The sequence below is a fragment of the Agrobacterium sp. D14 genome, from assembly GCF_001526505.1.
Taxonomy (GTDB): Bacteria; Pseudomonadota; Alphaproteobacteria; order Rhizobiales; family Rhizobiaceae; genus Agrobacterium; species Agrobacterium leguminum.
This window is the reverse complement of record NZ_ASXX01000007.1, coordinates 29,248-42,470: the sequence shown is the minus strand read 5'-3', so window position 1 is coordinate 42,470 and position 13,223 is coordinate 29,248. Positions and strand designations below refer to the sequence as shown.

The following is a 13,223-nucleotide window of genomic DNA, read 5'->3' as shown; positions in this document are numbered from 1 at the left end:
GCCGGGGAGAAGATGGCCCGAAGGGTCAGATGAGGGGGCAACCTCTCCGCATATCGTTGGCCTTGCCCCCTCATCCCGCTGCCGCGGACTTCTCCCCCTCGGGGAGAAGAAACAAGGGGCACCCGCTCGTCCCAATTTCACGGTTTTGAAGAGTAAAAGACCATGCTGATCAAGCAGACCGACTATCACCGGATTTACCGCGTCATCAACAGCCTGCTCATCAGCCAGAATGCCGATCCCGCCTCGGCCTCCATGTATTTCAGCACCTTCGGCGCATTCATCCTGCAGCAGCATTACAAGGTGAAGGCGGTGCCGAAGGGCGGGCTTGCGGCCTATAATTTCGGTGGAACCGTGCTGCTATTCGCCGATCACCGCGAAGACGGTTATGTGACGGGTGCGGGCGAGAACTTCCACTGCTGGGTGGAGGCCGATGGCTGGGCCATCGATTTCATGGCGCCGGCATTTTCGGAAGGCGCCGATGGGCTTTCCGTGCCGGCGAAAATGTTCCAGCGGCCGCTTGCCGCCATGGCGGCATCCATCAACGATCTCGGACAATCCGGCGATTTCTTCTATCGCTCCGAACCCGAAGCCACGGCCAAGCGCTTTGCCGACTGGCACAGGCAGGCGATGATCGGCGATATGGCGAGCGTTGCCGCCAACTGGTTCCGCAAGTCGCCGAAACAGATGGCCGCATCGCTTTCGGTAACGGATCGCGACGGCAAGGCGCGGACCGCGCCTCTTTCCGGCCAGATGCTCACCGGAGCATGGTGAAGGCAGACTACGCCGCGCAGTGTCGATCCCGAAGGTTTTGCCAGCAAAAGGTCTTTTGATTTATAAGGCCAATGTTGCTACGCAGACTGGGCTTCAACAGCGACGGGAGTGACGTGTTCCTATGGCCGATGACACCATTTCAATAAGCTTCACGCCCGATCCGAAACATGTGCCTGAGTATGTCCACGGCTATCAACATCAGGCCTATGAAAATTACAGCATGATTTTCGACAAGTCGTGGAAGCGCCATTTTGCCTCGGCCAGAGCGCATCTATCCTCGTTTGCGGGACTTGCTGCCGGTTTCATCTATTCCTTAAGCCTGCCGTGGTTTCCGGGCGTCTGGCCTGTGGTCGGTTATTGGGTGTTTGCACCCGCACCGTTTGTGGCCCTCGCCATATGGTTCATTATCGCGCGGGGCTCGAGAAAGGAGATGAAATCCTATTACGAGGTCCTGGCACATTGGAATATTGCCAATGATCGGATGTATTCGCCTCACACGGAGGTCGAGATAGGACCCGAGGGTTACAAGCAGGTCACAAGACTGGACACCGTGCAGCTGAGCTGGGCGCGCTACCATCTCGCACTCACGCCGCCGGACAGCCTGGTGCTGGTTTTCCACGGGACGGTGGCTGTCATACCCAACAGCGCCCTGCCGATTGCTGCAAAGGACATCATCGAGAAAATCAATCAATGGTGCGCAGCCCAGCAGAAAGAGCTTCTGCCCTTATCCTGAAGCGGTATCTGAAAATGGCGGTATCGTCCGGAAACAGAGGACGGCCAGCGTGTTCTCGCGGCAGCCGCCTGACGTCAATCAGCAGCCCGACCCCGTTCTAAAAATAACGGCAGTCGCGTCCTGATTGCCTTGTGACATTCCCGCTTCGTTTCGTCCACCGTTCCCGAACAGAATCTCGGGGATCGGCCTCATGCAAGTTGAGAACGCGACAGCAGCGGCAGGGATTTTCCCGCCGCGTGAATGACATTGTCGAGGAATTGCCGCGAGGCTTTTTCCCAGCTGTAGCTTCTGGAAAGCGCCAGCGCCTCCTGCGGCGAACAATGAAGCGCCGCGAGACAGGCATCGCGAAGATTGTCGTCCAGCGCACCGGCTGCCGGGTTGCCGCCGAGAATATCGATCGGTCCGGTGACGGGGAAGGCGGCCACGGGCACGCCGCTTGCCAGCGCCTCCAGAATGGTGTTGCCGAACGTATCGGTCTTCGAGGGGAAAACGAAGACATCGGCCTGCGCATAGGCATCGGCCAGTTCCTCACCGGTCTTGACGCCGGTGAACAAAACGTTCGGATATTTCTCCTGCAATTCATGGCGGGCGGGGCCGTCGCCGATGACGACCTTCGAACCCGGCAGGTCCAGTTCCAGAAATTCCGGCAGGTTCTTCTCCACCGCCACACGTCCCACCGTCATGAAGATCGGGCGCGGCAGGTCGAAAGGCAGCTTTGCTTTCGGGCGGGGATGGAAAAGCTCGGCGTCGATGCCGCGGCTCCAGCGCTTCAGGTTGCGCACGCCGCGCGCTTCCAGTTCGGTCTCAAGGCTCGGCGTCGCCACCATGCAGGTGTTGCCGCCATTGTGGAACCAGCGCACGAAGGCATAAAGCCAGCTTTCCGGCACAGGGAAACGCGCCGCCACATATTCGGGAAAGCGGGTGTGATAGCTGGTGGAAAAACGCATGCGGTTCTTCACGCACCAGCGCCGCGCCATGAAACCCAGCGGCCCTTCCGTCGCAATATGCACGAAGGAAGGCTGGCTTTTTTCGATCTCCGCCGCCACACGGCGATAACCGGCAACCGAAAGGCGGATTTCCGGATAGGTGGGGCAGGGGATGCTGTAAAAACTCTGCGGCGTGACCATGCGCACATCGACGCCGAGCCGCGCGAGTTCGGTATTGGTGTTTTCTATGGAGCGAACCACGCCGTTGACCTGCGGGTGCCAGGCATCTGTGACAATCGTGATTCTCGTCATGAAACACTGATCCTGCTCATCTGCGCGCGGGCGAATCCCCATTGCCCGGCTTCTGCCCGTATATGCGGCGTGCGTGTTACAGGATCATGTCAGGGTGTGTGACGGCGGGGAAGCGGCCTCTGTGTCTAGCTTCAAGGCACACGGCGGGTGACGTAATTATCGGTATCAGCGCGGTACATTTGAAGTTTGCGGTTGTCCGCAATGTTTTCTTCTATCCTCATCCCTGTGCCTGTCACAGGGATCCAGCCAGCCCAAGTCCTTGAGCTGAAAAGACTCTTCCCGCCGCGCAGACGCGCGTCGGCTGGATTCCTGTGACAAGCACAGGAATGAGGGAGGGCGGGGTAGCCTACCCGCGAAAATCCGTGATCGCCCAGTTTGGCTGAACGTTATCCCACCAGCGGCAGCAGCTCGGGGCTGATCAGCGCGCCGTGGTGACCGATGACGGTTGCGGCCGCCCTTGCCGCGAAGGTGGCCGCTTCCTCCGGCGAACTGCCTGTCACATAACGGGCGAGGAAAGCGCCGTTGAAGCTGTCGCCGGCGCTTGTCGTATCCACCACGTCCACGGCCTTCACCGCCGGGGCGTGACTGCGACTGCCGCCGAAATCGAGCGTCGCACCCTTGGCGCCGTCTTTCACGACGATGTTTTCGACGCCAAGCGAACGGTAGCGGTCGATGGTCGCTTCCACGGAGACATCGCCGAAATGGCTCGCCTCGTCATCGAAGCTCGGCATGACAAGCGTTGCGGCGCGTGCGCCGTTGGAGATGGTCTCAAGCATCGTATCCCTGTCCGCCCACAGGCGCGGGCGGATGTTGGGGTCGAAGACCACCAGCTTGCCCGCCGCCTTGGCGCGGCGCAGTTCGGCAAGGAACGTATCGACATCATGGGCGGAGGCGAGAATGGCGAGCGTGATGCCGGAGAAATAGACGACATCAGCGCTTTCCACCGTCCTGCGCAGATGATCCGCATCGGCGGCCAGCTGCCTTGCGGCGGCGGCATTGCGCCAGTAGCTGAAGGTGCGCTCGCCGTCCTTCAGGTTGATGAGGTAAAGGCCGGGTGTGCCGCCCTTGATGCGGCGGATTTTTTCGGTGCCGATGCCGGCATCGGCGATGAAGGTGAGCATGTCTTCAGAGAGAGGATCGTCGCCAAGCGCGGTGAAATAATCGACCGACCAGTCGCCTGGCAGGCAGGCCCGGGCATACCATGCGGTATTGAACGTATCGCCGGCAAAACCCTTGCGCAGCAGACCGTTGCCGGCCTGCGACAGTTCCACCATGCATTCGCCAATCGACAGAAACCGTCCGCCCACGCCGTCATCCTCCCGTTTTTTCCAGCCATGCGGCTTACGACGAGTGCGCGCCGCTGACAAGGGCGGTTATGGCCGTTTGTGCATGTGCGAAGTTCCGGTTTACGCGGCCGCGACGGCTTTATATTCTCGTGCCACGGCGCTTTCGCTTTTCTTCGAATCGCGAAAGCGCCGTGTCTCTTTTTTACGCATGTCTCTTTCCCAAAACCGCGTCACACTTTTGGGAGACATGCGCCGGCCACCATCAGGAGATCGCCCATGCCGCTAACCCATGCCCCGGTCCACAAACCCCAAGCGCAATCGGACTGGTGGAAGGGAGCGGTGATCTATCAGGTCTATCCGCGTTCGTTTCAGGATACGACCGGCGACGGTTACGGCGATCTTGCCGGGGTAACGAAACGCCTGCCCTATATCGCCTCGCTCGGTGTCGACGGCATCTGGCTCTCGCCCTTCTTCACCTCGCCAATGGCCGATATGGGGTATGACGTTTCCGATTATTGCAATGTCGATCCGATGTTCGGCACGCTTGCCGATTTCGACGCGCTGATGGCGGAGGCGCACCGGCTGGGGCTGAAGGTCATCATCGATCAGGTCATCTCGCATACTTCGGACCAGCATCCCTGGTTCGTGGACAGCCGGGCGAGCCGCACCAACAGCAAGGCCGACTGGTATGTCTGGGCCAACCCGAAGCCGGATGGCACGGCACCCACCAACTGGCTTTCCGTGTTCGGCGGCCCGGCATGGGAATGGGACGGCGTGCGCAAGCAATATTACATGCACAGCTTCCTCGCCTCGCAGCCGGATCTCAATTTCCACAATCGCGAGGTTCAGGATGCGCTCCTCGAAACCGTGCGTTTCTGGCTGGATCGCGGGGTGGACGGTTTCCGGCTCGATACCGTCAACCATTATTTCCATGACAAGCTTTTGCGCGACAACCCGCCGCTTTTCGACGAGGAAAGTTTCGGTCTCGATGCCTCCGACGTCAATCCCTATGGTATGCAGGACCATCTCTACGACAAGACGCGGCCGGAAAACGTGGCCTTCCTTAAGCGTTTTCGCGCGCTGCTCGACGACTACGAGGGCCGCGCCACGGTGGGCGAGGTGGGAGACGGGGCGCGGTCGCTGAAGACGGTGGCGGCCTATACGTCCGGCAACGACAAGCTCAACATGTGCTACACTTTCGACCTGCTGGGGCCGGATTTCAGCGCGAAGCATCTGCGCGCCTCGGTCGAGACCTTCGGCAAGGTGGTGACGGATGGCTGGGTATGCTGGGCCTTTTCCAATCACGATGTGGTGCGCCACCTCAGCCGTTTTTCCGAAAGTGCGGAGGAGCAGGTGCGGGTGGCGAAGCTTGCCATCTGCGTTCTTGCCAGTCTGCGCGGTTCCATATGTCTCTATCAGGGCGAGGAACTGGGTCTGACCGAGGCGGAACTTGCCTTCGAGGATCTGCGCGATCCCTACGGCATCCGCTTCTGGCCCGCCTTCAAGGGGCGTGACGGATGCCGCACGCCGATGGTGTGGGAGACAGGCAAGCCGAATGCCGGTTTTTCCAGTGCTGAAAAGCCCTGGCTGCCGGTGCCCTATGTCCATGCCATGCAGGCTGTGGATGCGCAGGAGCGCAAGCCGGACTCGGTTCTGAACCATTATCGTGCGGTTTTGTCGTTCCGAAAAGGTCACGGCGCGCTGCGCGATGGTGATATGCATTTTATCAAGACCAATCTCGATGTGCTGGCCTTCACGCGCCAGAAGGGCGATGAAAAACTGCTCTTCGTTTTCAACCTCACCCGTGAGGCGGTGGAATTCCCTATACCGAAGGCCATGCGGGTCACCGATATACTGCCGATGCCGGGTTTCGCACCGTTATTCGATGCGGGTATCGTGAAGCTCGAGGGGCTGGATGTGTTTTGCGGGCTCGTTGCATGAGCGCGCAATTTGCCATCGAGACGGCTGGTGAAGCATCGCTCGGTGAGTGGTCCCTCCTGCGGCACCGCTTGTGGCCGGATGCTTCACCCGCCGAACACCGGGCGGAATTGCAGGACGTCTCCGACAATGAGGTTGGATTTATTGCCTATGATCCGGCGGGCATGGCCATCGGTTTCGCCGAAGCCAGCCTGCGGCATGATTATGTCAATGGATGCGACACCTCGCCCGTGGCGTTTCTCGAAGGCGTTTATGTGGAGGAGGCCTTTCGCAAACAGGGCGTTGCGGCTGCATTGATTGCCGAAGTAACCCATTGGGCGACGAGCAAGGGTGTGAGCGAACTTGCTTCCGATGCCGATATTTCCAATGTCGATTCACACCGCATGCATGCGGCGCTGGGATTTGAGGAAACGCAGCGGGTGGTTTATTTTCGCAAGTCTCTGCCTTTGGGTTCATGACCTCTCGGCATTGTTCAGCCAGTGGATGATGTCAGTCTTCGCGGGCGCCTTTCGCCGATCAAATGCGGCGCCATGATCGCGTCTTGGATGTTGAATAGTGCTATTTAAGTATTGATGAATTTATAATGTATTAAATTTTGAATTAATTCACGATTAAAACTTACGTATATTCGTAATAATAAATATTTCTCAGTAATTTTTTCATATTTACTTCGCTGTTGGCGAGTTTTGGGCAAGCTTCCAGTATTAATCATTGAAACCTACAGATTTTTCGGTCTCCACCCATAAAGTGAAGCAGGGATTGTCATGTCCGTTTCAATCAAGAATTTCAATCAGCCCAATACCGCGAATTCCACTTCGCCACGCGCCAAAGCTAAGGCCGCCCTTCCATCCATCCGAGAGGTCTTCCTTTCCGGACAATCGGCGGCCCGCGCATCAACACCGAAACCAGCCCCCAAAACCTCGTCAGCCGATTATATCGCATCGCCCGCCTTCATGCGGAATCTGAGGGCCAAGCTTTCCCTGGCGGGGGACGATCCGGCGCAATATCTGCGCGCCCGGTCGATGATGAGTGCTCTCGAGCGTGGGGCCCTGCAGGTTTCGAACCCCACCCAGGGCAAAACGATCAATGCGTGGGATCCGAACCAGAAAAACGCCAAGCCGACGACAGCCACTGACATTGCCAAGACCAACTGGGTGGATTTCCTCAACACGCAGCTGAAGCGCAGCGAAGACGGCGAGCTTTCCAAGGATGGAAGCGGCAGCTATGTCGACAAGGCGACGGGAAAACACGCCTATTTTGGCCGGGTCGCGGGCAAATATTATTACGTCACCTGGCCTTCGGAGACGAAAGCATGAGGCCGCTCTCGCGGCCTCAAAACGCGGATTGAGTGTTTTCCACTGCCTCCGGTCGGCAAGCCACCGTCAGATCAGCGCAAACCGGTCCACATCCACCATGCCCATATCGGAAATCTTCAGATGCGGGATGACGGGCAGGGGCAGGAAGGCGACCTGCAGGAAGGGTTCTTCCAGCGTCGTGCCGAGCGCATAGGCTGCTTTTCTAAGCGTGTGCAGCGTATCGCGAACGGTCTCATAGGGTTCGAGGCTCATCAGCCCGGCGACGGGCAAAGCGATCTCGCCCGTCACCCTGCCGTCTTCCACCACCACGAAGCCGCCCTTGATTTCGCCGAGCCGGTTGGCGGCCAGCGCCATGTCGTCCTCGCTCACGCCAACGACGCAGATATTGTGGCTGTCATGGCCGACGGTGGAGGCGATGGCGCCCTTTTTCAGGCCGAAGCCCTGAACGAAACCGTTGGCATGGTTGCCGTTCTTGCCGTGGCGTTCGATGACGGCGACCTTGATGATGTCGTTCGCAAGATCGACGGTGGTCTGGTTGCCATCCGTCGGCAGCCTGTAGCGGCGGTGCTCGGTAATGATCTTGCCGGGAAGCACGCCCATGACAGGGCTTTCGCCCTCCGTGACCGGCACGCCGAAATGGGAAGCGAGCACGGGTCTTGCCTTGACGCTGTCGAGGCCGACGGGTGCGACCGGTTTACGCGTGGCAAAAAGGGCGTCATCGACGATCCGGCCGCCGGAAAGCACCATGCTGGCCTTGCAGTTCTGCAGGCTGTCGATGACCACAAGATCGGCGCGCCAGCCCGGTGCGACAAGGCCGCGGTCGCGCAGGCCGAAGGCTTTTGCGGCGGAAATGGAGGCGGCGCGGTAGATGGCGAGCGGTTCCACGCCGCTGGCGATCGCGGTACGGATCATATAGTCGAGATGGCCCTGTTCAGCGATGTCGAGCGGGTTGCGATCATCCGTGCAGAGGGCCAGATAGGGCGACAGGCGCTCGGTGATGATCGGCATCAGGGCGTGCAGGTCCTTCGAGACCGAGCCTTCACGCACCAGAATATGCATGCCCTTGCGGATTTTCTCCAGCGCTTCAGTCGCGCTCGTGCATTCATGTTCGGTGCGGATGCCGGCGGCGAGATAGCCGTTCAGCGCCGTGCCGGAGAGAAGCGGTGCATGCCCGTCGATATGCTGGCCCTGAAAGGCCTCGAGCTTCGCCATGCACACCGGATCCTTGTGGATGACGCCCGGAAAATTCATGAATTCGGCAAGCCCGATGACCTTTGGATGATCGCGAAACGGCAGCAGCTTTTCAATGGGCAGATCGGCGCCGGCGGTTTCCAGATGGGTGGCGGGCACGCAGGAGGAGAGCTGCACCCGGATGTCCATGATGGTTTCCATGGCGCTGTCGAGGAAGAACCGAAGCCCCTCAACGCCCAGAACATTGGCGATCTCATGCGGGTCGCAAATGGCGGTGGTAACGCCATAGGGCAAAACGCAGCGGTCGAATTCGTGCGGTGTCACCAGCGACGATTCGATATGGAGATGCGTATCGATGAAACCCGGAACGACGATCTTTCCGGAAATGTCGATTTCCTGTCGCCCCTTGTAGTTCTCGCAGGTGCCGACGATGGTGTCGCCACAGATGGCGATATCCGAAGCGACGAGTTCTCCGGTGACGAGGTCGAAGAAGCGTCCGCCCTTGAGAACCATATCCGCCGGTTCACGGCCCGTACCCTGATCGATGCGCGTTTCAAGTCTGGAATTCATGCGGGTTTCTTCGGCTCCTGATTTACGTCGTATGCGAGAATTTTCACTATTTACATTCTATGGTTGTTTCTTGGTCTATTCGGATTGATTCTTTGAGTTTTAAATATATCAAGAGTAAAAAATTTTCATATTTGTGTTATCTAATCTTTCAAGGTGCAAGTTTAGGCAGGGTTGGGAAGGCTTGACTTCACCTTTATAGTTTAGCCGGTTGCGTGCCGACATTTTTACGAATTACGGTTTCAGGTTATCATTCCCGGGAAGGAAAATAAAAGCATCTGATGCTCAAACGAATTTCCACCCAGCAACTGACGATTGGCATGTTTATCGAAGCGGTCGAAGGAACGCTTTCGAACCAGGGATTTTTAAAACGGCACCGCTTTCTTTTGCGGCACGAGGAATTAATGCGTCAATTGAAATCAAGCGGCGCCGAAAGCATCGTCATCAACACGGCCAAGGGATACGATACCGAAGGCAGCGCGCGTTCTGCGGCCGTTTCGCCGCAACCGGGCAATTGCCCGGAAACCGTCGCCGCCGTCACCCATGCCGTACGCTCGGCCGCCGATACGATTGCCGAGACCTTTGCTGCTGCAGAAGACGGCGGCATTGTTTCGCTGAAGGGCATGGCTGCGGCGGCCGGCAAGATTTCCGATGCCGTGCAGTCGAACCCGCGATTTTCATCGGCGTCACCCGCCTGAAATCGAAAGATGAGACGACCTTCGTGCACTCGGTCTCCGTCAGCGGGCTGATGATCCTCTTCGGTAATTATCTCGGGCTCGACAGGGGAATGGTCAATCTGCTCGGCATCAGCGGGTTGCTGCATGATATCGGCAAGGTGGAGATCCCCTCATCGATCCTCAACAAGGCGGAAGGGTTGAGCGCCAGCGAGCGGGAAATCATCAATCTCCATCCCGCATTCGGCCGGGATATATTGTCGCGCAACGCGCAGATGCCGGAGATGGTGCTCGATGTCTGCTTCAATCATCATGAGCGGATGGATGGCGGCGGTTATCCGAGCGGCCGTGCGGGCAGCCAGATCAGCCTCTATGCGCGTATCGCGGCGATTTGCGACGTCTATGACGCCATCACCTCGGTCAGGCCCTACAAGAAGCCGTGGACGGCGAATGACGCGCTGACCTGGATGCTGCGGCGGGAAGGGCATTTCGACATGCAGCTGTTGAAGAAATTCGCGCTGTGCATTTCCGCCTCGCTGCCGAGGGGTTAGTTGCCGAAGATGATCGCCATGTTCAGGCTGTCGATGTAACGCCCGTCGATCAGAACGGTGTCACGGCCCCGGCCTTCATGCACAAAACCGATCTTTTCATAAAGCGCGATTGCCCTGGCATTGTCCGCATGCACGCTGAGTTCGACACGATGCAGCCCGCATTGACGGGCGGCATCGAGCGTCTGCCGCATCAGCCGTCCACCCAGCCCCTTGTCGCGATAGGCCGGCAGGATGCCCATGCCGAGCGTGCCGCGATGGGCATGGGTGGGCCTGCTCTCACGGCGAATATCGCACCAGCCGATCACCTTGCCATCCGCAATCGCCACGAATTGCGGATGGTCGTTTTCGATCATGTCGAGAACGAAGGTGCGGACCGAATCGAGCGGCGGCGCCTCCAGGAAGCTCAGATATTTCCGCTCACGCGACACCGCATCGAGAGCACGGTGAAAGCTTTCAACGTGCTCCGCCCGGATGGGTTCGATGTTGATGGCGTCGGCAGCAGCCATCATGCCGCCTTCGTCTTCGCCTTGCGGGTCAGGTGCACCACGACATTTTCGATCATGCGCATGCCGGCGTCCTGGCCGAGCGTCATGATCGATTCCGGGTGGAACTGAACGGCGGCCACCGGTTCCTTGGCGTGTTCGATGCCCATGATCGTGCCGTCCTCGCTTTCCGCCGTGATGATGAAATCACGCGGAAGGGTGGAGGGGTCGGCGAAGATCGAGTGGTAACGGCCAACGGTCACTTCCTTGCCGAGACCAGAGAAGACGAGACCCGGTTCCAGCACGCGGATGCGTGAGGGCTTGCCGTGCATCGGCACCGCAAGCTGGCGAAGTTCGCCGCCATAGGCTTCCGCCAGTGCCTGAAGGCCGAGGCAGACACCGAAGATCGGCAATTCGCGGGCGCGGGCGGCCTTGATCGTCGCCTTGCAGTCGAAATCCGTCGGGCTGCCCGGTCCGGGAGAGAGCACGACGAGATCGGGCTGGAAGCGATCGAACACTTCTGCCGCAACCGGCGTTCTGACGGTGGAGACGGTCGCGCCCGTCTGGCGGAAATAATTCGCCAGCGTGTGCACGAAACTGTCTTCGTGGTCGACAAGCAGGATCTTCACACCGGTGCCCACCTTGGCGGCGTCGCGCTTGGTGGAAGCGGCGTTGGTGCCTTTGGCATCGCGAATGGCGGCGATCATGGCGGAGGCCTTCAGTTCGGTTTCGGCTTCTTCTTCCTGCGGATTGGAATCGTTGAGCAGCGTTGCACCCGCACGCACCTCGGCAATGCCGTCCTTGATGCGGATGGTGCGCAGCGTCAGCCCCGTATTCATGTCACCGTTGAAACCGACCATGCCGATTGCGCCGCCATACCAGGCGCGCGGGCTCTTCTCATGGCCTTCGATGAAGCGCATGGCCCACAGCTTCGGTGCACCGGTGACGGTGACGGCCCAGGCGTGGCTGAGGAAGCCGTCAAAGGCGTCCATGTCATCGCGCAGGCGGCCTTCAATGTGGTCCACCGTGTGGATGAGGCGCGAATACATCTCGATCTGGCGGCGGCCGATAACCTTCACCGAACCCGGCTCGCAGACGCGGCTCTTGTCGTTACGGTCCACATCCGAGCACATGGTGAGTTCGGATTCGTCCTTCTTCGAGTTGAGCAATTTCAGGATCTGCTCGCTATCGGCAATCGGATCGTCGCCACGCTTGATGGTGCCGGAAATCGGGCAGGTCTCGATGCGGCGGCCGGAGACGCGCACGAACATTTCCGGCGAAGCGCCGACCAGATATTCCTGATGGCCGAGATTGATGAAGAAGGAATAGGGCGAGGGATTGATCGCCTTCAGGCGGCGCGAAATCGCCGACGGATTGCTCTCGCAACGCTCCATGAATTTCTGGCCGGGAACGACCTCGAACAGATCGCCGCGGCGGAAGCTTTCCTTGGCCTTCACCACCAGTTCGGAATATTCACCGGGACGGTGATCGCCCTTCGGCGGGATCGTGTCCGTGGTCTTGAAGGGATCGGGCGCAATGTCGGAGGACTTGCCGTCCGTCGTCACGCCGCCCTTTTCGAAATCGTAGCGGTCGATCCAGGCCTTGGCGGAATAGTGGTCGACGACGAGGATTTCGTCGGGCAGAAACAGCACCATGTCGCGCTGGTCTTCCGGGCGCGAAAGCGACAGCTTGATCGCGTCGAACTGGAAGGCGAGATCGTAACCGAAGGCGCCGAACAGGCCGATGGCCGAATCCGCATTCGAATAAAAGAGGTCGACGATGGCACGCAGCGCCGTGAAGACGGTCGGGATTTTCGAACGTTCTTCTTCGGTGAAAACGCGGTCCGGTTCGTTGACGGTCAGATCGAGACGGCGCGTGGTGGAAGCGCCAAGCGTGAGATCTGGCGTCGCCTTCAGCTTTTCGGTGATGAAGGAAAGCAGCACTTCGCCGCGGCCATTATAGGCCTCGATCCACATCTTGCGGCCGAAACAGGAAATGCCGAGCGGTGGATCGACGATGGCCGTATCCCAGCGGGTGTAACGGCCCGGATATTCATAGTTGGACGAAAAAACCGCGCCGCGATGGGAAGCGAGCTTTTCGATATAATTATCGATGGCGCTGGCGTAATCGGCGGGCCGACGCTTTCGGCTGACCTTGATGCCGCCCTTCGTCTCGTAGGTTTCCGCGCCGTCATCCTGAATGATCGTTACCATTTCTTTCGTACTCGTTTTTTCGCATGTCGTTATCGCAAAACCGTCAAGCACTTTTGCGCGCATGCTTTCTGTTGTTCAAGCCCGATGACAGGCGGCAAAATAACAAAAAAGCCGCCTGAAAATTCGGGCGGCTTGGACTTTGTCTGAAGACATGACTGGTCAAGGCCGCGAAAAGCTGCCCCACCACCAGTTAGCAATGTTCTTAGACACGATGTTCATGGGAAAATTGTTAGCGCGCACGATCCGCCTTGGCAAGCGGATTT

The 13,223-nt window shown here is 58.8% G+C and carries 10 protein-coding genes and 1 pseudogene; 6 read left to right on the top strand and 5 right to left on the bottom strand.

Annotation, left to right across the window (positions count from 1 at the left end; all coding sequences use genetic code 11):
- Positions 1 to 162: 162 nt before the first annotated feature.
- Positions 163 to 771, top strand: a complete 609-nt coding sequence (locus tag L901_RS05485; protein WP_059754232.1) for a DUF2026 family protein — start codon at positions 163 to 165, stop codon at positions 769 to 771.
- Positions 772 to 892: 121 nt separating this feature from the next.
- The gene (locus L901_RS05480) at positions 893 to 1,504 is read left to right on the top strand and encodes a hypothetical protein (RefSeq protein ID WP_059754229.1); all 612 of its coding nucleotides are present in this window, start codon (positions 893 to 895) and stop codon (positions 1,502 to 1,504) included.
- Between the two features lie 188 nt (positions 1,505 to 1,692).
- On the opposite strand, the gene L901_RS05475 is transcribed toward L901_RS05480, so the two are convergent.
- Both L901_RS05475 and L901_RS05470 read right to left on the bottom strand, forming a co-directional pair.
- Positions 1,693 to 2,742 carry a bifunctional monoglucosyl/glucuronosyl diacylglycerol synthase gene (locus L901_RS05475; RefSeq protein WP_082710505.1) on the bottom strand — a complete coding sequence of 350 codons (1,050 nt, stop codon included), beginning with the start codon at positions 2,740 to 2,742 and terminating at the stop codon, positions 1,693 to 1,695.
- A gap of 386 nt (positions 2,743 to 3,128) precedes the next feature.
- Positions 3,129 to 4,049, bottom strand: a complete 921-nt coding sequence (locus L901_RS05470; RefSeq protein ID WP_059754223.1) for a sugar kinase — start codon at positions 4,047 to 4,049, stop codon at positions 3,129 to 3,131.
- A 255-nt stretch (positions 4,050 to 4,304) separates the two neighbouring features.
- On the opposite strand from L901_RS05470, the gene L901_RS05465 reads away from it, so the two are divergent.
- The 3 genes from L901_RS05465 (at position 4,305) to L901_RS05455 (ending at position 7,282) form a co-directional block, all read left to right on the top strand.
- The gene (locus tag L901_RS05465; RefSeq protein ID WP_059754220.1) at positions 4,305 to 5,969 is read left to right on the top strand and encodes an alpha-glucosidase family protein; all 1,665 of its coding nucleotides are present in this window, start codon (positions 4,305 to 4,307) and stop codon (positions 5,967 to 5,969) included.
- Positions 5,966 to 6,424 (top strand): aminoglycoside 6'-N-acetyltransferase, encoded by a 459-nt coding sequence (gene aac(6'), locus L901_RS05460; protein WP_059754219.1) that lies wholly within the window; start codon positions 5,966 to 5,968, stop codon positions 6,422 to 6,424. Before L901_RS05465 ends, aac(6') begins: the two co-directional genes overlap by 4 nt.
- Positions 6,425 to 6,730: 306 nt before the next feature.
- Complete coding sequence (locus tag L901_RS05455; protein ID WP_059754216.1) at positions 6,731 to 7,282, top strand: hypothetical protein; 552 nt, start codon at positions 6,731 to 6,733, stop codon at positions 7,280 to 7,282.
- A gap of 66 nt (positions 7,283 to 7,348) precedes the next feature.
- On the opposite strand, the gene ade is transcribed toward L901_RS05455, so the two are convergent.
- A complete protein-coding gene (gene ade, locus L901_RS05450) occupies positions 7,349 to 9,043 on the bottom strand; it encodes an adenine deaminase (RefSeq protein ID WP_059754214.1) in 1,695 nt (564 codons plus the stop codon).
- A gap of 278 nt (positions 9,044 to 9,321) precedes the next feature.
- Here ade and L901_RS05445 point away from each other — a divergent pair.
- Positions 9,322 to 10,265: pseudogene (locus L901_RS05445) on the top strand (HD-GYP domain-containing protein).
- On the opposite strand, the gene L901_RS05440 reads toward L901_RS05445, so the two are convergent.
- Together L901_RS05440 and L901_RS05435 are read right to left on the bottom strand one after the other, a co-directional pair.
- Positions 10,262 to 10,774 carry a GNAT family N-acetyltransferase gene (locus tag L901_RS05440; protein WP_059754211.1) on the bottom strand — a complete coding sequence of 171 codons (513 nt, stop codon included), beginning with the start codon at positions 10,772 to 10,774 and terminating at the stop codon, positions 10,262 to 10,264. The pseudogene L901_RS05445 and the gene L901_RS05440 overlap by 4 nt on opposite strands.
- Positions 10,771 to 12,960, bottom strand: a complete 2,190-nt coding sequence (locus L901_RS05435; protein ID WP_059754595.1) for an anthranilate synthase — start codon at positions 12,958 to 12,960, stop codon at positions 10,771 to 10,773. The genes L901_RS05440 and L901_RS05435 overlap by 4 nt, the downstream gene beginning before the upstream one ends.
- Between the last annotated feature and the right edge of the window lie 263 nt (positions 12,961 to 13,223).